This window comes from Klebsiella sp. GW_Kp181, from assembly GCF_040062315.1.
In the GTDB taxonomy this organism is placed as follows: Bacteria; Pseudomonadota; Gammaproteobacteria; order Enterobacterales; family Enterobacteriaceae; genus Klebsiella; species Klebsiella oxytoca.
In genome coordinates this window covers 115,896-133,307 of record NZ_JBEAFR010000076.1, presented here as the reverse complement: position 1 = coordinate 133,307, position 17,412 = coordinate 115,896, and the positions used below count along the sequence as shown (strand labels likewise).

Sequence of the window (17,412 nt, the reverse complement as noted above, 5' to 3'; positions counted from 1 at the left end):
TGTGCCGAACCTGGTGTAACGGCGCCGCTGCCTCCCGGTGGCGCTGCGCTGACCGGGCTACGGGTTCACCGCCCCAATTGGCCCTACCAATTATTTCTTAAACCCTCTAATGGTTCACATATCCATCATTTTCCGTCACAATCATATTGCCCAACAATAACATTTGATTAACCATTCCTTGTCGTTAATCCTACAATCGCAATTTGGCTGGGCCAATTTTACAAATGATGTGACCTGCTAAGAGCACAAGACTCAGCACGGCATCATGGCGGCCCGATGGAGACCTGCATGAACCTCTGGCAACAAAATTACGATCCGGCCGGCAACATCTGGCTATCGAGTCTTATCGCATCGCTACCGATTCTGTTTTTCTTTTTTGCCCTGATTAAGCTCAAGCTGAAAGGGTACGTCGCTGCGACCTGGACCGTGGTCATTGCGCTCTCCGTCGCCCTGCTGTTCTACAAGATGCCGGTTGACCACGCGCTGGCCTCCGTCATCTACGGGTTCTTCTACGGCCTGTGGCCAATCGCGTGGATTATTATCGCCGCGGTCTTCGTCTATAAAATTTCGGTGAAAACCGGGCAGTTCGACATTATCCGCTCATCAATCTTATCGATTACTCCGGACCAGCGTCTGCAAATGCTGATCGTCGGTTTCTCCTTCGGCGCCTTCCTTGAAGGGGCCGCCGGTTTTGGCGCGCCGGTCGCCATCACCGCAGCGCTGCTGGTAGGACTCGGCTTTAACCCGCTGTATGCGGCGGGCCTGTGCCTGATCGTTAATACCGCGCCGGTGGCGTTTGGCGCGATGGGCATTCCGATTCTGGTCGCCGGGCAGGTTACGGGACTCGACAGCTTTGAAATTGGCCAGATGGTCGGCCGCCAGCTGCCGTTCCTGACCATCATCGTGCTGTTCTGGATCATGGCGATTATGGACGGCTGGCGCGGCATTAAAGAGACCTGGCCTGCGGTCATGGTTGCCGGCGGCTCCTTTGCTATCGCTCAGTACCTCAGCTCAAACTTCCTCGGCCCGGAGCTGCCGGACATTATCTCTTCGCTGGTATCGCTGGTCTGTCTGACGCTGTTCCTCAAACGCTGGCAGCCGGTACGCATCTTTCGCTTCGGCGATATGGGCGCATCGCAGGTCGATATGAACCTGGCGCGCACGCACTACACGCCGGGACAGGTGATTCGCGCCTGGACACCGTTCCTGTTTCTGACCGCCACCGTGACCCTGTGGAGCGTGCCGCCGTTCAAAGCGCTCTTCGCTCCCGGCGGCGCAATGTACGATTTTGTGATTAATATTTCCGTGCCGTTCCTCGACAAGATGGTAGCGCGCATGCCGCCGGTGGTTAGTGAAGCCACGCCATATGCCGCGGTCTATAAATTTGACTGGCTCTCCGCCACCGGCACCGCGATCCTGTTCGCCGCGCTGCTTTCCATCGTCTGGCTGCGCATGAAGCCAAAAGATGCGATTTCCACCTTTGGCAGCACGCTGAGAGAGCTGGCGTTGCCGATTTACTCCATCGGCATGGTGCTGGCGTTCGCCTTTATTTCCAACTATTCCGGTCTATCCTCCACGCTGGCGCTGGCGCTGGCGCACACCGGCCATGCATTTACCTTCTTCTCGCCGTTCCTCGGTTGGCTGGGGGTATTCCTGACCGGTTCAGATACCTCGTCTAACGCGCTTTTTGCCGCGCTGCAGGCCACGGCGGCCCAGCAGATTGGCGTCTCCGATATCCTGCTGGTCGCAGCAAATACCACCGGCGGCGTGACCGGGAAAATGATCTCCCCGCAGTCGATCGCCATCGCCTGTGCGGCGGTCGGCCTGGTGGGTAAGGAGTCCGATCTGTTCCGCTTTACCGTCAAACACAGCCTGATTTTCACCTGTATGGTCGGCGTCATCACCACGCTGCAGGCGTATGTCTTAACCTGGATGATCCCGTGATAGTGATGCCAAAACGCCTTGCCGACGACGTCGCCCGTCGCGTGCGGGCGCTGATTGAAGAACAAAAGCTGGAGGCGGGCATGCGATTGCCCGCCGAGCGCCAGCTGGCAACGCAGCTCGGCGTATCGCGCAATTCTCTGCGCGAAGCGCTGGCGATGTTAGTCAACGAAGGGGTGCTGCTCAGCCGTCGCGGCGGCGGCACCTTCGTGCGCTGGCAGCACGAAGCGTGGTCGGAGCAAAACATCGTTCAACCGCTGAAGACGCTGCTCTCCGACGACCCCGATTACAGCTTTGATATCCTCGAAGCCCGTCATGCTATTGAAGCCAGCACCGCCTGGCATGCGGCAATGCGGGCAACCGATGCCGAAAAAGAGAAAATCCGCCTCTGCTTTGAAGCCACCCAAAGTGAAGACCCGGACCTTGCCTCGCAGGCCGATGTCCGCTTCCACCTGGCGATCGCCGAAGCCTCGCACAACGTGGTGCTCCTGCAAACCATGCGCGGTTTTTTTGACCTATTACAATCCTCAGTCAAGGAGAGCCGCCAGCGGATGTATCTCGTCCCGCCGGTATTCGCTCGCCTCACCGAACAGCACCTGGCGGTCATGGAGGCGATTGTCGCCGGTGACCCGGAAGGTGCCAGACAGGCGATGATGGCCCATCTGGGCTTCGTTCACGCCACCATCAAACGTTTTGATGAAGACCAGGCCCGCCAGGCGCGAATTACCCGCCTGCCCGGTGACCATAACGACAATTCCAGGGAGAACTTGTGATGATTATTTCCGCCGCCAGCGACTACCGCGCCGCCGCACAGCGTATCCTGCCACCGTTCCTGTTCCACTACATCGACGGCGGCGCTTACGCCGAGCACACCCTGCGCCGCAACGTTGAGGATCTCTCCGACGTGGCCCTGCGCCAGCGCATTCTGCGCAATATGTCGGACCTGAGCCTGGAAACCACCTTATTCAATGAGAAGCTGGCGATGCCAACGGCGCTGGCGCCGGTCGGGCTGTGCGGGATGTACGCGCGCCGTGGTGAAGTGCAGGCCGCCGGCGCAGCGGATGAGAAAGGCATCCCCTTCACCCTCTCTACCGTTTCCGTCTGCCCGATAGAAGAAGTTGCCCCGACCATTAAACGTCCGATGTGGTTCCAGCTGTACGTTCTGCGCGACCGCGGCTTTATGCGCAACGCGCTGGAGCGCGCGAAGGCGGCGGGTTGTTCAACGCTGGTCTTTACCGTCGATATGCCGACCCCCGGCGCACGCTATCGCGATGCTCACTCCGGGATGAGCGGCCCGAACGCGGCGATGCGCCGCTACTGGCAGGCAGTGACCCATCCGCAATGGGCATGGGACGTCGGATTAAACGGCCGCCCACATGATTTAGGCAACATCTCCGCCTACCTCGGCAAGCCGACCGGCCTGGAGGATTACATCGGCTGGCTGGCGAATAACTTCGATCCCTCGATTTCCTGGAAAGACCTTGAGTGGATCCGTGAATTTTGGGATGGCCCGATGGTGATCAAGGGGATCCTCGATCCGGAGGACGCCCGCGACGCGGTGCGCTTCGGCGCTGATGGCATCGTGGTGTCTAACCACGGCGGCCGCCAGCTTGATGGAGTGCTCTCTTCCGCCCGCGCCCTGCCCGCGATTGCCGATGCGGTTAAAGGCGACATTACGATTCTCGCCGATAGCGGCATCCGCAACGGCCTCGATGTCGTGCGCATGATTGCCCTCGGCGCCGATAGCGTGCTGCTGGGCCGCGCTTATCTGTATGCGCTGGCCACGCACGGCAAGCAGGGTGTCGCCAATCTGCTGAACCTGATCGAAAAAGAGATGAAGGTGGCGATGACGCTGACCGGGACGAAAACCATCGGCGAAATCAGTCGTGAATCCCTGGTGCAAAACGCCGATGCGCTGCGGACCTTCGATGTGATCAAAGCAGCGAACGCGGCGGTTAGCCCTAATCCTGAAGAAACCGTCCGGCAGGTGGGTTAACGTCCTCGTCGGGCCATCCGGCTCACAGGCTGGCGCCGGTTTGCTCCCGCTCCCTTTCCGCGAGAGGGTCGGGGTGAGGGTTAGCCAAATATCTGCTATTCTGCCCCCCGCAATTAAGGGGGCAGCATGCTTAACATCGTCTTATTTGAACCAGAAATCCCGCCAAATACCGGGAATATCATCCGCCTGTGCGCTAACACCGGCTTCAATCTGCATATTATCGAGCCTATGGGGTTTGCCTGGGATGATAAGCGCCTGCGCCGCGCCGGTCTGGATTACCACGAGTTCGCCGCCGTCCAGCGCCATCGCGATTACGCCGCGTTTGTTGAAAGCGCAAAGCCGCAGCGCCTGTTCGCCCTGACCACCAAAGGCACGCCGGCGCACAGCGCGGTGAGCTATCAGGACGGCGATTATCTGATGTTTGGCCCGGAAACTCGCGGACTGCCGGGCAGTATTCTTGATGCCCTGCCGCCAGAACAAAAAATCCGTATTCCGATGATGCCGGACAGCCGCAGCATGAACCTGTCAAATGCGGTGTCGGTGGTGGTCTATGAAGCCTGGCGCCAGCTGGGATATCCCGGCGCGGTACTGCGCAGCTGAGCTGGCTTTCTCCCGGAGGCGGCGCGTAGCGCCTGTCCGGGCTACCAGACTGCGCTCGGCTTTGTAGCCCGGATAGATGCGCAGCATCGCCTCCGGGAAATCAATCAAATACCGTCACCGTACTCGAAGGTATGGTGTATGCCATTAAAGTGCTGATCCATATCCATTGCGGGCTTATCGCTCTCTGGCTTGCCCACAATACGGGCCGGTACGCCTGCGGCGGTGGTATGCGGCGGCACCGGCTGCAGCACCACCGAACCCGCGCCGATTTTTGCTCCGCGCCCGACTTCGATGTTGCCGAGAATCTTCGCCCCGGCGCCAATCATCACCCCTTCACGAATTTTCGGATGACGATCGCCGCTGGTTTTACCGGTACCACCGAGGGTCACGGATTGCAGAATCGACACATCGTCTTCAATCACCGCCGTTTCGCCGACGACAATACCGGTGGCGTGGTCAAGCATGATCCCGCGGCCAATCTTCGCCGCCGGGTGGATATCCACCTGGAACGATACGGAAACCTGATTTTGCAGGAAGATCGCCAGCGCCCGACGCCCCTGATTCCATAGCCAGTGGCCGATACGATAGGCCTGCAGCGCGTGGAACCCTTTCAGATAAAGCAGGGGGGTCGAGTATTTATCCACCGCCGGGTCGCGCGTTCGCACCGCCTGAATATCACAGGCGGCGGAGGCGATCATTTCCGGGTCAGCGGCGTAGGCCTCTTCCACTACTTCTCGGATCGCGATGGCGGGCATAATCGGAGAAGCCAGCTTGTTCGCCAGCATATAGCTCAGGGCGCTGCCGAGATTTTCGTGCTTGAGTAGCGTGGCGTGGTAAAAACTGGCGAGCATCGGCTCACAGTCAGCTAAAGCCCGGGCTTCGGCTTTAATGTTATTCCAGACGATATCCAGTTCTTCACACGGCATTGCTGACTCCAGACGATATAATCATGACCGGCCAGTTCTTCGCTGGCCGGGTCATTCAGGTGATCCAGGTTCCATTACGGTTAATTGCTGCGCTCGTCCTTGCGTGCACGGCCTAATAAGGTCAATGCTGCCTCGCGCGCAATTTTTCCGCAATACAATACCTGATAAATTTCCTCGGTTATTGGCATTTCGACGCCTAAACGCTGCGCCAGAACGCGAACCTCTTTGGTATTGCGATAGCCTTCAACCACCTGGCCAATCTTCTCCTGAGCGCTTTGCACATCCATACCCTGGCCGAGCATCATGCCGAAGCGGCGGTTACGCGACTGGTTATCGGTGCAGGTAAGCACCAGATCGCCTAAGCCCGCCATACCCATAAAGGTTTCCGGATCGGCGCCAAGGGCCTCCCCGAGGCGAGACATTTCGACCAGCCCACGGGTAATCAGCGCGGTACGCGCATTGGCGCCAAAGCCGATGCCGTCAGACATGCCGGCGCCGATAGCGATAACGTTTTTCACCGCTCCGCCGAGCTGCACGCCGATAAAATCCGGGTTGATATAGACGCGGAAGCTCTTGCCGCAGTGCAGCAAGCGTTGCAAATCATCAGCAAACTGCGGATCCGTCGACGCCAGCGATATCGCCGTCGGCAGGCCTGCCGCCAGCTCTTTCGCAAAGGTCGGACCGGAAATTACCGCCAGCGGAATATCGTCGCCCAGGGCTTCACGGGCCACGTCCTGCAGCAGGCGTCCGGTTTCCGCTTCCAGACCTTTTGTCGCCCAGACCAGACGAGCGTCAGAGCGCATCAGCGGTTTAATCTGCCGCAGCACTTCGCCGAAAACGTGGCTCGGCACGACTACCAGAATATCGCGGCTGGCAGCCAGCGCGGTCGCCAGATCGCTTTCCAGATGCAGCGTGTCGGGGAAAGGAACGTCAGGAAGAAATGCGGCGTTGCAGCGATCGTGCTGCAGCGTCGCAATATGTTTCGGGTCATGGCCCCACAGCACAACGTGGTGGCCATTTCTTGCCAGGGTGATGGCAAGAGCGGTGCCGTAAGAGCCGGCACCGATTACAGTCATTGCAGCGTTAAGCGCGTTCATCAGGCATCCTGATGTTGTTCAGCACCTTCGCCAGCCTGCTGCTGCAGATAGTTCATAAACAGCGCATCGAAGTTCACTGGCGCAAGGTTCAGTTGCGGGAAGGTACCGCGAGAAACCAGGCTGGTGATGCACTCACGCGCGTACGGGAACAGAATGTTCGGGCAGTATGCGCCGAGGCAGTGCGCCATCTGGGTACCGTCGATGCCTTCGATGGAGAAAATACCGCCCTGCTGAACTTCACACAGGAATGCAGTTTCTTCGCCCAGCGAGGCGGTTACGGTGACACGCAGCACCACTTCATACACGCCTTCAGCCAGCTGGCTGGAAGCTGTATCCAGATCAAGTTTAACTTCCGGCTGCCAATCTTTCTGGAAAACTTGCGGCGCGTTCGGCGCTTCAAAAGAAATATCTTTGGTATAGATGCGCTGAATCTGGAAAGTCATTTCGGTGCTGTTTTGTTCTGACATAGTAAAACCCTTTCGTGTTGTCCTTAAGTACGCCCGTCCAATGGAGATGAGCGCAAAAAATTAGCGCAAGAGGGGATCGAGTCCACCACGTGAATCAAGCGCATACAAGTCGTCACAGCCGCCAATGTGCTGCGCATCAATAAAAATCTGCGGAACCGTCGTCCTACCGCTGCGCTTAATCATCTCTTCACGCTTTGCAGCATCGCCATCGATAGGCAACTCGTTGAACGTGACGCCCTTGCTGTTCAGCAGGGCTTTCGCACGCACGCAAAACGGACATGTCGCTTTGGTATAGATATCAATATTGGCCATGACTTCACTCCTGTTTTTACCCCCGAGGGTTTTACACCGCAGGCAATGTTCCCCCGCTGGCGAATCGCCGGCACAGGGGAAACCGCACTACGCCATAAAGACGAGGGTAAATTATTTACCGCGTACCAGCGGAAGGTTCTCGCCGCTCCAGCCTGCGATGCCTTCCTTCAGTACGAAGACCTTTTCAAAACCGGCTTTGTTCAGCGCGCTGGCGGGTTCTTGCGCCTGCATACCTGAGCCGTCTACTACTATAATGGGTTGTGCTTTGTGCTTTTCCAACTCACCGACGTTATTTGCTTTGATATCGCTCGGCAGCAGGTTAATAGAACCCGCAATATGACCTTTGCGGAAATCGTCACGCTGACGCAGGTCGACAACCACGGCATCTTCTTTGTTGATCAGGCGCGTCGCTTCACCGCGGGTGATGACTTTAACTTTCGACATCAGCCCTTTAAAGGTGGTGAACAGCACCGCCGCCAGCAGCGCGACCCACGCGATGCTCAGGACGGGGTGACGGCTGATGAATTGCATAATTTCTTGCATGGGGGGTTACAACTCCCGACTAAGTGAGAAAAAAACCAGGGAAGGAGTATACCTGTGCATTGCGGCAAATACAGCCAGTGAGCGCGATGTAATGTATTTTCTGCGGCCCGTCACGAAAAAAAACCGCTCTCGCCGCGGCGATGCGCTCTGGCCGCCCTCTTTCTTTGATCTTTTACGGTGATTTGATCGATTCAGCTGTAGTAAAATTACGCAAATTTTCTGTCTTTGAGCATGAGGTTGTCGCAATGTCGGTTTCTAAAAAACCTATGGTACTGGTGATTCTGGATGGCTATGGCTACCGTGAAGACCAGCAGGATAACGCTATTTACAGCGCCAAAACCCCTGTTATGGACGCACTGTGGGCAAAACGTCCGCATACTCTGATTGATGCTTCAGGCCTGGAAGTCGGTCTGCCGGATCGTCAAATGGGTAACTCCGAAGTGGGCCACGTCAACCTCGGCGCGGGCCGCATCGTATATCAGGACCTGACCCGCCTGGACGTTGAAATCAAAGAACGCACCTTCTTCGCCAACCCGGTACTGACCGGCGCGGTGGATAAAGCCGTTGCCGCTGGCAAAGCCGTGCATATTATGGGCCTGATGTCTCCGGGCGGCGTCCACAGCCACGAAGACCACATCATGGCGATGGTGGAGCTGGCAGCCGAACGCGGCGCGGATAAAATCTATTTGCACGCTTTCCTCGACGGCCGCGATACCCCGCCGCGCAGCGCTGAAAAGACGCTGGCGAAATTCGAAGATAAATTTGCCGCACTCGGCAAGGGCCGCGTCGCCTCAATCATTGGCCGCTACTACGCCATGGATCGCGACAACCGTTGGGATCGCGTTGAGCAGGCTTACGATCTGATGACTCTGGCGAAAGGCGAGTTCCAGGCCGATACCGCCGTTGCGGGCCTGCAGGCCGCTTATGCACGCGATGAAAACGATGAATTCGTGAAAGCAACCGTTATTCGCGCTGAAGGCCAGGCCGATGCGGCCATGGAAGACGGCGATGCGCTGATTTTCATGAACTTCCGTGCCGACCGCGCTCGCGAAATCACCCGCGCCTTCGTTAACGCCGATTTCGACGGATTTGCCCGTAAGAAAGTGGTTAACCTCGATTTCGTCATGCTGACCGAGTACGCCGCGGACATTAAAGTCGCCTGTGCTTATCCGCCGGCATCTCTGGTGAACACCTTCGGCGAATGGATGGCGAAAAATGACAAAACCCAGCTGCGCATCTCCGAAACTGAAAAATACGCTCACGTCACCTTCTTCTTCAACGGCGGCGTTGAAGAGCCGTTCAAAGGCGAAGAGCGCATTCTGATCAATTCACCGAAGGTCGCAACCTACGATCTGCAGCCGGAAATGAGCTCCGCTGAGCTGACCGAAAAACTGGTTGCCGCCATCAAGGGCGGTCAGTTCGATACCATCATCTGTAACTACCCGAACGGCGATATGGTTGGCCACACCGGGGTGATGGAAGCCGCCGTTAAAGCGGTAGAAGCGCTGGATCGCTGCATTGACGAAGTGAGCAAAGCCGTTGAATCCGTTGGCGGACAGCTGCTGATCACCGCAGACCACGGCAACGCCGAGCAGATGCGCGATCCGGCCACTGGCCAGGCGCACACCGCGCACACCAACCTGCCGGTTCCGCTGATTTACGTTGGCGATAAAAACGTCAAAGCGGTCAACGGCGGCAAACTTTCCGACATCGCGCCGACCATGTTGACGCTGATGGGAATGGAAATCCCGCAAGAGATGACTGGCAAGCCGCTGTTCATCGTGGAATAATCCTTCCCCATGAGGGGAAAGGCGACTTATTCAACTACATGGATCGCAACGGCAGTTCGATCCGTCCTTTACGCCAGCGCGCTTAGCGCTGGCGTATTGCTGTGCGCCGCATCTGCTCACGCCGACGATCGCGACCAGCTTAAATCCATTCAGGCCGACATCGCCGCTAAACAGCGGGCGATTAAACAGCAGCAGCAGCAGCGTGCTTCCCTGGTTGCCCAGCTTAAAGCGCAGGAGGAGGCCATCTCCGCCGCCGCGCGCAAGCTGCGCGAAACCCAGGAAACGCTGAACCAGCTAAATAAGCAGATCGACGAAATGAACGCCGCGCTCGCGAAGCTGGAGCGTCAGCGCACCTCGCAGGAGCGCAACCTTTCCGCCCAGCTCGATGCCGCGTTTCGTCAGGGGCCGCACACCGGCATCCAGATGATCCTCAGCGGCGAAGAGGGGCAGCGTAATCAGCGTCTGCAGGCCTACTTTGGCTATCTGAACCAGGCGCGTCAGGAAACCATCGCCCAGCTCAAGCAAACTCGCGAAGACGTGGCGGTGCAAAAATCCATGCTGGAAGAGAAACAGAGCCAGCAGCAAACCCTGGTGTACGAGCAGCGCGCCCAGCAGAGCAAGCTGGAGCAGGCGCGCAACGAGCGTAAAAAAACCCTCGCCAGCCTTGAATCCTCTATTCAGCAAGGCCAGCAGCAGCTCAGCGAAATGCGGGCTAACGAATCACGCCTGCGCGGTCGCATCGCCCAGGCGGCGGCGGCGGCCAAAGCGCGAGCGGATCGCGAAGCCCGCGAAGCGCAGGACGTACGCAATCGCCAGCAGGAAGCCTCACGTAAAGGCACCACCTACAAACCTACCGAAAGCGAACGCTCGCTGATGTCCCGCACCGGCGGGCTTGGTTCACCGCGAGGCCAGGCATTCTGGCCGGTTCGCGGCTCAATTCTCCATCGCTATGGCGAACAGCTGCAAGGTGAACTACGTTGGAAGGGGATGGTTATCGCTGCGTCTGAAGGCACCGAGGTCAAAGCCGTTGCCGATGGTCGGGTTATTCTTGCCGACTGGCTGCAGGGCTATGGCCTGGTGGTGGTCGTTGAACACGGCAAAGGCGACATGAGTCTTTACGGCTATAACCAAAGCGCGCTGGTCAGCGTCGGCACTCAGGTCCGGGCGGGCCAGCCGATCGCTCTCGTAGGCAGCAGCGGCGGTCAGGGCCGCCCGTCGCTCTATTTCGAAATTCGCCGCCAGGGTCAGGCGGTCAATCCACAGCCGTGGTTGGGAAGATAAGTTTTGCTTCAATTTCGCAGAATTGCACTCGCGGTAACCAGTACGCTGGTTATGGCGTCGCCGGTTTTTGCCGGCAAACTCTCCATTGTTATCGACGACTTTGGCTATCGTCCACAAACGGAAAATCAGGTGCTGGCGCTGCCAGCGACGATCTCCGTTGCCGTACTTCCTAATGCGCCCCACGCCCGCGAAATGGCGACGAAAGCGCATAATCTCGGCCACGAGGTGCTAATTCACCTGCCGATGGCGCCGATCAGTAAACAGCCGCTGGAAAAAGATACCCTCCGCCCGGATATGAACAGCAGCGAGATAGAACGCATTATCCGCGAAGCCTACGGTAAGGTTCCGTACGCCGTGGGGCTGAATAACCATATGGGCAGCGCCATGACGTCGAATCTCTTCGGTATGCAGAAAGTGATGCAGGCGCTTGAGCGCTACAATCTCTACTTTCTGGATAGCGTCACCATCGGCAATACCCAGGCCATGCGGGCGGCGCAGGGCACCGGCGTTAAGGTGATTAAGCGTAAGGTTTTCCTCGACGATACCCAAAACGAAGCGGATATTCGCTATCAGTTCAACCGCGCCATCGCTTTGGCGCGACGCAACGGTTCCGCAATTGCTATCGGCCACCCGCACCCGACGACGGTGCGCGTGCTGCAGCAGATGGTGTATAACCTGCCGCCGGATATCACCCTGGTTCGCCCGAGCAGCCTGCTCAACGAGCCGCAGGTGGACACCTCAACGCCGAACGCTGCCCCGCCGCCGAAACAGCCGCCGCGCAACCCGTTCCGTGGCGTGAAGCAGTGCAAATCTAAGCGCCCTCCGGAGCCGATCAACGCCAGCCGCTTCTTTACCATTCTGAGCGAAAGCATCAGCAAGAGTACGCTGGTGCAGTATTACCAGCTGAAGTGGCAGGGCTGGGATACCCCCACCAACTAAACCGTCCTGGAGTCCCGGCGTTTATCCGCCGCGGATTCCGGCTTATCCTGATGGGCATACCAGGCTTTAAAGTATTTCAGAAAGCTATAAAAGGTCGCATAGAGCCCGGTGACCACGCCCACCTTACCCTTTCGCCAGGCCCCGCTGAACAGATACCATTTAAAGAAAGCGCCAATCGCGCTGATCGCTCCGCGTGCGAGAGATGGCCTGATCTTCTGGTATTTAACCAGCCGCGTAGTGTAGCTATTGAGCTTATTAAACACCTCATGCAGGGAGTAAAAGGTGTCATGTCGCACGAAGCCCGGTAGCTTGCTGGAGTGCTGAAAGCCCACGACCTGATCGTCTACAGGCCGATCGTTGAACCTGGCGACGGAGCGATTAAACAAACGAACCGGGAAATCCGGCGATGATACCGGATAAATGGTGCGAACCTCCTCGCCCAGTACGAACCAGTAACGCGGCAGTCGCCAGGCGCGGGCCGGGTCAGGATCGTCCCCCGCCTTCAGCGCCAGAATAGCCGCCACCACTTCGTCGTCAAGAATCTCATCGCTATCCATACACAGCACCCAATCGTGGCAGGCCAGAGAGGTCGCGTAGTTCATCTGCGCGCCGTGAGAAGTATAGGGATGATGGTGAACGGTGAGCCCGAACTGTTGGCAAATCTGCAGCGTGGCATCCGTGCTGCCTGAGTCGATGACGATAAATTCATCGGCCACCTTAAGCAAAGGTGGTAAAACCTCCCGTAATAAGCGGGATGAATTACAGGTCAATAAGCATACAGAGAGTTTAAGCATAGTATTTGTGTGGTTAAACTGCGATTAAACTGACTGTATAAACGAATAGGTGAGAAAGCGATTTAGAAAAAGTGCGGAGTGGATTAAAAATCAGAAAAGTGGAAGTCAGCTCTCTAAATAAAGCGCCCGCAGGCGCTTTTTTAAGCTCAAATTCGGAGCAGGTTAATCCCAGCTGAGAATAACTTTGCCAGACTGGCCGGAGCGCATCGCGTCAAAGCCCTGCTGGAAATCATCAATGCCAAAGCGGTGGGTGATGATCGGCGACAGATCGAGGCCGGACTGGATGAGCGCGGCCATCTTGTACCAGGTTTCGAACATTTCGCGACCATAAATCCCTTTGATAAACAGCCCCTTGAAGATCACCTTGGTCCAATCGATGGACATATCCGACGGCGGAATACCCAGCATGGCGATGCGCCCGCCATGGTTCATGGTATCGAGCATGGTGCGGAACGCCGGCGGCGCACCGGACATCTCGAGGCCCACATCGAAGCCTTCCGTCATGCCCAGCTCGGCCATCACATCGCTAAGGTTCTCTTTCGCCACATTCACCGCCCGGGTGACGCCCATTTTGCGCGCCAGTTCCAGGCGATATTCGTTAACGTCGGTAATCACGACGTTGCGCGCACCAACGTGTTTCGCCACCGCGGCCGCCATCACGCCGATGGGGCCTGCGCCGGAAACCAGTACGTCTTCACCCACGAGGTCGAATGAAAGCGCGGTATGTACAGCGTTGCCAAACGGGTCAAAAATCGATGCCAGATCGTCGGAGATATTGTCCGGAATTTTAAAAGCGTTAAACGCCGGGATCACCAGATATTCGGCAAAACAGCCCGGACGGTTCACGCCGACGCCCGTCGTATTGCGGCACAGATGCGTACGGCCGGCGCGGCAGTTACGGCAGTGGCCGCAGGTGATATGCCCCTCGCCGGAAACGCGGTCGCCCAGCTTAAAGCCGCGAACTTCCTGACCGATACCCACCACTTCGCCAACGTATTCATGGCCCACAACCATCGGTACCGGAATGGTCTTTTGCGACCATTCGTCCCAGTTATAGATATGTACGTCGGTACCGCAAATCGCGGTCTTGCGAATTTTAATCAGCAGATCGTTGTGGCCGACTTCCGGTTCCGGTACGTCGGTCATCCAGATGCCTTCTTCCGCCTTCAGTTTGGATAACGCTTTCATCTCACACCCTCAGGCAATGACGCCCAGTTGTTTACCGATGCGGGTAAAGGCTTCCACCGCACGTTCAATTTGTTCAGGGGTATGCGCCGCAGACATCTGGGTACGTATACGCGCCTGGCCTTTTGGAACCACCGGATAGAAGAATCCGGTGACGTAGATACCTTCTTTTTGCAGCTCGCGCGCGAACTGCTGCGCCACGGTGGCTTCACCGAGCATTACCGGGATAATGGCGTGGTCGGCGCCCGCGAGGGTAAACCCTGCCGCAGTCATTTTTTCGCGGAACAGGCGCGCGTTCGACCACAGGCGGTCGCGCAGTTCGCTGCCGGCTTCCACCATCTCCAGCACTTTGATCGAAGCGGCGACAATCGCCGGAGCCAGCGAGTTGGAGAACAAATACGGACGCGAGCGCTGGCGCAGCCACTCGACGACTTCTTTGCGCGCGGCAGTATAGCCGCCGGACGCGCCGCCCAGCGCTTTACCCAGCGTACCGGTGATAATGTCAACGCGGCCCATCACGTCGCAGTACTCATGGGAACCGCGGCCGTTTTCCCCTACGAAACCCACAGCATGAGAATCATCGACCATCACCAGCGCATCGTATTTATCCGCGAGGTCGCAAACGCCTTTCAGGTTGGCTATCACGCCGTCCATCGAAAACACGCCGTCGGTGGCGATCAGCACATGACGCGCGCCGGCTTCACGCGCCTCTTTCAGACGGGCTTCCAGCTCCTGCATGTCGTTGTTGGCATAGCGGAAGCGCTTCGCTTTACACAGGCGCACGCCGTCGATGATCGACGCGTGGTTCAGGGCATCGGAGATAATCGCATCCTCTGCGCCGAGCAGAGTTTCAAACAGTCCGCCGTTGGCGTCGAAGCAGGAGGAGTACAGAATCGCATCTTCCATGCCTAAAAAATCCGCCAGCTTCTTCTCAAGCGCTTTGTGGCTATCCTGAGTGCCGCAGATAAAGCGCACGGAGGCCATACCAAAACCGTGGCTATCCATACCGCTTTTCGCGGCGGCAATGAGATCCGGATGGTTCGCGAGACCCAGATAGTTATTGGCGCAGAAGTTAATGACCTGGCTACCGCCGACGGTGATATCCGCCTGCTGCGCCGAAGTAATAATACGCTCTTCTTTAAACAACCCTTCCGCGCGCGCGGTATCGAGGTCATTGGTTAACTGTTTGTAGAAATCACCACGCATTGCAACTCTCCAGATTCGGCAAAATTTGGCACATATTACCTAAAGCTATACGCTGATACGAGATGATGCATTACTGCATGAATTATTTGCAGCATAAATCACGAGACCCTCTTCACCTTATCGGCGAATGGCTGAAGCCTTTCCGATGTGGTGATATGATAGGAGTATTCATGTCCGGATTGTCTCTGGACTACCCACTTCAAAGGTTACAGTTATGATCATCGTTACCGGCGGCGCAGGCTTTATCGGCAGCAATATCGTTAAGGCGCTGAATGACAAAGGCATTACCGACATTCTGGTCGTAGATAATCTGAAAGACGGCACTAAATTCATCAACCTGGTGGATTTGAACATTGCCGATTACATGGATAAAGAAGACTTCCTGATCCAAATTATGGCGGGCGAGGAGTTCGGCGATATCGACGCCATTTTCCATGAAGGCGCCTGCTCGTCCACTACAGAGTGGGACGGCAAGTACATGATGGATAACAACTATCAGTATTCCAAAGAGGTACTGCACTACTGCCTGGAGCGTGAAATCCCGTTCCTGTACGCCTCTTCCGCCGCGACCTACGGCGGCCGCACCAGCGACTTTATTGAATCCCGCGAATACGAACAGCCGCTCAACGTTTACGGCTACTCCAAGTTTCTGTTTGATGAATACGTCCGTCAGATCCTGCCGGAAGCAAATTCGCAGATCGTCGGCTTCCGCTATTTCAACGTCTACGGGCCGCGCGAAGGTCATAAAGGCAGCATGGCCAGCGTCGCGTTCCACCTGAACACTCAGCTGAATAATGGCGAAAGTCCGAAACTGTTCGAAGGCAGCGATAGCTTCAAGCGCGACTTCGTCTACGTCGGCGACGTCGCGGCGGTAAACCTGTGGTTCTGGGAAAACGGCGTTTCCGGCATCTTTAACCTCGGCACCGGCCGCGCGGAGTCTTTCCAGGCCGTTGCAGACGCAACGCTGGCTTATCATAAGAAAGGCAGCATCGAATACATTCCGTTCCCGGACAAGCTGAAAGGCCGCTATCAGGCGTTTACCCAGGCGGATCTCACTAACCTGCGCGCAGCGGGCTATGATAAACCGTTCAAGACCGTCGCCGAAGGCGTAACGGAATATATGGCCTGGCTCAATCGCGACAATCATGCGAATTCATAAAATCATTCGGGCGGTATTAAGGCAGCAACTGAGCGAATCTTCAGGAACATAGGATAACGATGTGACTGAAGTGAACGAAGGCAGCCAACGCAGAGACAGCTTGAAGGATGAAATGAATGAAGATACTGGTGGTGGGCCCGTCATGGGTGGGCGACATGATGATGTCGCAAAGTCTCTATCGTACGCTCAGGGCGCGCTATCCCCAGGCGATAATCGACGTGATGGCGCCAGCATGGTGCCGTCCGCTGCTATCGCGCATGCCGGAAGTCAACGAAGCGATCCCGATGCCGCTCGGCCACGGCGCGCTGGAAATCGGCGAACGGCGCAAGCTTGGGCACAGCCTGCGCGAGCGTCGCTACGATCGCGCTTACGTGCTGCCGAACTCGTTTAAATCGGCGCTGGTGCCGTTTTTCGCCGGTATCCCGCATCGCACCGGCTGGCTCGGCGAGATGCGCTACGGCCTGCTGAACGATGCCCGTAAGCTGGATAAAGCGGCCTGGCCGCTGATGGTCGAACGCTACGTCGGTCTCGCATACGATAAAGGCGTGATGCGCTGCGCGAAAGATCTGCCGCAGCCGCTGCTCTGGCCGCAGCTGCAGGTGCATGAAGGCGAAAAATCGCAGGCCTGTAGCGCATTTAATATTTCAGCCGAGCGCCCGATAATCGGCTTCTGCCCAGGCGCAGAGTTCGGCCCGGCAAAACGCTGGCCACACTATCACTACGCCGAGCTGGCGAAACAGCTGATCGATGAAGGCTTTCAAATCGTGCTGTTTGGTTCCGCAAAAGATCATGAAGCGGGTAATGAAATCCTTGCCGCGCTCACGACCGAGCAGCAGGCATGGTGCCGCAACCTGGCCGGGGAAACTCAGCTTGAGCAGGCCGTCGTTCTGATCGCCGCCTGTAAAGCGGTGGTTAGCAACGATTCCGGCCTGATGCACGTTGCCGCGGCGCTGGATCGTCCGCTGGTGGCGCTCTATGGGCCAAGTAGCCCGGACTTCACCCCTCCGCTGTCGCACAAAGCGCGCGTTATCCGCCTGATCAGCGGCTACCACAAAGTGCGTAAAGGCGACACCGCCGAAGGCTATCATCAGAGTTTGATCGACATTACGCCGCAGCGCGTACTGGAAGAATTAAACGACCTGCTGCTGGAAAAAACGGAACAAGAGGAAGCCTGAC

17 protein-coding genes are annotated in these 17,412 nt (G+C 57.2%); 9 read left to right on the top strand and 8 right to left on the bottom strand.

Going from position 1 to position 17,412, the window contains the following annotated elements; translation table 11 throughout:
• Positions 1 to 288 precede the first annotated feature (288 nt).
• The 4 genes from lldP to trmL all read left to right on the top strand — a co-directional run bounded on the left by lldP (position 289) and on the right by trmL (position 4,537).
• On the top strand, positions 289 to 1,944 hold the full coding sequence (gene lldP / locus ABLV11_RS20540; RefSeq protein ID WP_004106831.1) for an L-lactate permease: 1,656 nt from the start codon (positions 289 to 291) through the stop codon (positions 1,942 to 1,944).
• Positions 1,941 to 2,714, top strand: a complete 774-nt coding sequence (gene lldR, locus ABLV11_RS20535; RefSeq protein WP_004106838.1) for a transcriptional regulator LldR — start codon at positions 1,941 to 1,943, stop codon at positions 2,712 to 2,714. Before lldP ends, lldR begins: the two co-directional genes overlap by 4 nt.
• Positions 2,714 to 3,937, top strand: a complete 1,224-nt coding sequence (lldD, locus tag ABLV11_RS20530; RefSeq protein ID WP_049127866.1) for an FMN-dependent L-lactate dehydrogenase LldD — start codon at positions 2,714 to 2,716, stop codon at positions 3,935 to 3,937. Before lldR ends, lldD begins: the two co-directional genes overlap by 1 nt.
• Positions 3,938 to 4,063: 126 nt before the next feature.
• The gene (trmL, locus tag ABLV11_RS20525; protein WP_004106843.1) at positions 4,064 to 4,537 is read left to right on the top strand and encodes a tRNA (uridine(34)/cytosine(34)/5-carboxymethylaminomethyluridine(34)-2'-O)-methyltransferase TrmL; all 474 of its coding nucleotides are present in this window, start codon (positions 4,064 to 4,066) and stop codon (positions 4,535 to 4,537) included.
• Positions 4,538 to 4,641: 104 nt separating this feature from the next.
• Here trmL and cysE read toward each other — a convergent pair whose 3' ends face one another.
• The 5 genes from cysE to ABLV11_RS20500 all read right to left on the bottom strand — a co-directional run bounded on the left by cysE (position 4,642) and on the right by ABLV11_RS20500 (position 7,882).
• The gene (gene cysE / locus ABLV11_RS20520; RefSeq protein WP_004106845.1) at positions 4,642 to 5,463 is read right to left on the bottom strand and encodes a serine O-acetyltransferase; all 822 of its coding nucleotides are present in this window, start codon (positions 5,461 to 5,463) and stop codon (positions 4,642 to 4,644) included.
• Between the two features lie 80 nt (positions 5,464 to 5,543).
• A complete protein-coding gene (gene gpsA / locus ABLV11_RS20515; protein WP_004106848.1) occupies positions 5,544 to 6,560 on the bottom strand; it encodes an NAD(P)H-dependent glycerol-3-phosphate dehydrogenase in 1,017 nt (338 codons plus the stop codon).
• On the bottom strand, positions 6,560 to 7,027 hold the full coding sequence (gene secB / locus ABLV11_RS20510; RefSeq protein ID WP_004106849.1) for a protein-export chaperone SecB: 468 nt from the start codon (positions 7,025 to 7,027) through the stop codon (positions 6,560 to 6,562). The genes gpsA and secB overlap by 1 nt, the downstream gene beginning before the upstream one ends.
• A gap of 60 nt (positions 7,028 to 7,087) precedes the next feature.
• Positions 7,088 to 7,339 carry a glutaredoxin 3 gene (gene grxC, locus ABLV11_RS20505; protein WP_126488035.1) on the bottom strand — a complete coding sequence of 84 codons (252 nt, stop codon included), beginning with the start codon at positions 7,337 to 7,339 and terminating at the stop codon, positions 7,088 to 7,090.
• Positions 7,340 to 7,450: 111 nt separating this feature from the next.
• The gene (locus ABLV11_RS20500; protein WP_004106853.1) at positions 7,451 to 7,882 is read right to left on the bottom strand and encodes a rhodanese-like domain-containing protein; all 432 of its coding nucleotides are present in this window, start codon (positions 7,880 to 7,882) and stop codon (positions 7,451 to 7,453) included.
• 245 nt (positions 7,883 to 8,127) lie between these two features.
• Here ABLV11_RS20500 and gpmM point away from each other — a divergent pair, with 245 nt between their 5' ends.
• Genes gpmM through ABLV11_RS20485 form a run of 3 tightly spaced genes read left to right on the top strand, consistent with a single transcriptional unit; the run spans position 8,128 to position 11,892 of the window.
• Positions 8,128 to 9,672: a 2,3-bisphosphoglycerate-independent phosphoglycerate mutase gene (gene gpmM, locus ABLV11_RS20495; RefSeq protein WP_017145241.1), complete on the top strand. Its 1,545-nt coding sequence runs from the start codon at positions 8,128 to 8,130 to the stop codon at positions 9,670 to 9,672.
• Positions 9,673 to 9,681: 9 nt separating this feature from the next.
• Complete coding sequence (gene envC, locus ABLV11_RS20490; RefSeq protein ID WP_126488033.1) at positions 9,682 to 10,953, top strand: murein hydrolase activator EnvC; 1,272 nt, start codon at positions 9,682 to 9,684, stop codon at positions 10,951 to 10,953.
• A gap of 3 nt (positions 10,954 to 10,956) precedes the next feature.
• Entirely contained in the window at positions 10,957 to 11,892 is a 936-nt protein-coding gene (locus tag ABLV11_RS20485; RefSeq protein ID WP_032726811.1) for a divergent polysaccharide deacetylase family protein, read from the top strand.
• On the opposite strand, the gene ABLV11_RS20480 is transcribed toward ABLV11_RS20485, so the two are convergent.
• From ABLV11_RS20480 to kbl, 3 genes are all read right to left on the bottom strand, one after another.
• Positions 11,889 to 12,686 carry a glycosyltransferase family 2 protein gene (locus ABLV11_RS20480; protein ID WP_004106861.1) on the bottom strand — a complete coding sequence of 266 codons (798 nt, stop codon included), beginning with the start codon at positions 12,684 to 12,686 and terminating at the stop codon, positions 11,889 to 11,891. The genes ABLV11_RS20485 and ABLV11_RS20480 overlap by 4 nt on opposite strands.
• A gap of 162 nt (positions 12,687 to 12,848) precedes the next feature.
• Entirely contained in the window at positions 12,849 to 13,874 is a 1,026-nt protein-coding gene (tdh, locus tag ABLV11_RS20475; RefSeq protein WP_004106864.1) for an L-threonine 3-dehydrogenase, read from the bottom strand.
• 9 nt (positions 13,875 to 13,883) lie between these two features.
• Positions 13,884 to 15,077: a glycine C-acetyltransferase gene (kbl, locus tag ABLV11_RS20470; protein ID WP_004116405.1), complete on the bottom strand. Its 1,194-nt coding sequence runs from the start codon at positions 15,075 to 15,077 to the stop codon at positions 13,884 to 13,886.
• Between the two features lie 214 nt (positions 15,078 to 15,291).
• Here kbl and rfaD point away from each other — a divergent pair, with 214 nt between their 5' ends.
• Both rfaD and rfaF read left to right on the top strand, forming a co-directional pair.
• Positions 15,292 to 16,236, top strand: coding sequence for an ADP-glyceromanno-heptose 6-epimerase (gene rfaD / locus ABLV11_RS20465; RefSeq protein WP_023321771.1), 945 nt, complete (start codon positions 15,292 to 15,294; stop codon positions 16,234 to 16,236).
• 116 nt (positions 16,237 to 16,352) lie between these two features.
• A complete protein-coding gene (gene rfaF / locus ABLV11_RS20460; protein WP_126488032.1) occupies positions 16,353 to 17,411 on the top strand; it encodes an ADP-heptose--LPS heptosyltransferase RfaF in 1,059 nt (352 codons plus the stop codon).
• The last annotated feature ends 1 nt before the right edge of the window (position 17,412 follow it).

Bases quoted from the DNA above. Each gene is read 5' to 3' on its own strand.
- cysE (WP_004106845.1), bottom strand. From the start codon at position 5,463: ATGCCGTGTGAAGAACTGGATATCGTCTGGAATAACATTAAAGCCGAA.
- rfaF (WP_126488032.1), top strand. From the start codon at position 16,353: ATGAAGATACTGGTGGTGGGCCCGTCATGGGTGGGCGACATGATGATG.
- gpmM (WP_017145241.1), top strand. From the start codon at position 8,128: ATGTCGGTTTCTAAAAAACCTATGGTACTGGTGATTCTGGATGGCTAT.
- ABLV11_RS20480 (WP_004106861.1), bottom strand. From the start codon at position 12,686: ATGCTTAAACTCTCTGTATGCTTATTGACCTGTAATTCATCCCGCTTA.
- kbl (WP_004116405.1), bottom strand. From the start codon at position 15,077: ATGCGTGGTGATTTCTACAAACAGTTAACCAATGACCTCGATACCGCG.
- gpsA (WP_004106848.1), bottom strand. From the start codon at position 6,560: ATGAACGCGCTTAACGCTGCAATGACTGTAATCGGTGCCGGCTCTTAC.
- ABLV11_RS20500 (WP_004106853.1), bottom strand. From the start codon at position 7,882: ATGCAAGAAATTATGCAATTCATCAGCCGTCACCCCGTCCTGAGCATC.
- grxC (WP_126488035.1), bottom strand. From the start codon at position 7,339: ATGGCCAATATTGATATCTATACCAAAGCGACATGTCCGTTTTGCGTG.
- tdh (WP_004106864.1), bottom strand. From the start codon at position 13,874: ATGAAAGCGTTATCCAAACTGAAGGCGGAAGAAGGCATCTGGATGACC.
- envC (WP_126488033.1), top strand. From the start codon at position 9,682: ATGAGGGGAAAGGCGACTTATTCAACTACATGGATCGCAACGGCAGTT.
- lldP (WP_004106831.1), top strand. From the start codon at position 289: ATGAACCTCTGGCAACAAAATTACGATCCGGCCGGCAACATCTGGCTA.
- rfaD (WP_023321771.1), top strand. From the start codon at position 15,292: ATGATCATCGTTACCGGCGGCGCAGGCTTTATCGGCAGCAATATCGTT.
- secB (WP_004106849.1), bottom strand. From the start codon at position 7,027: ATGTCAGAACAAAACAGCACCGAAATGACTTTCCAGATTCAGCGCATC.
- trmL (WP_004106843.1), top strand. From the start codon at position 4,064: ATGCTTAACATCGTCTTATTTGAACCAGAAATCCCGCCAAATACCGGG.
- lldD (WP_049127866.1), top strand. From the start codon at position 2,714: ATGATTATTTCCGCCGCCAGCGACTACCGCGCCGCCGCACAGCGTATC.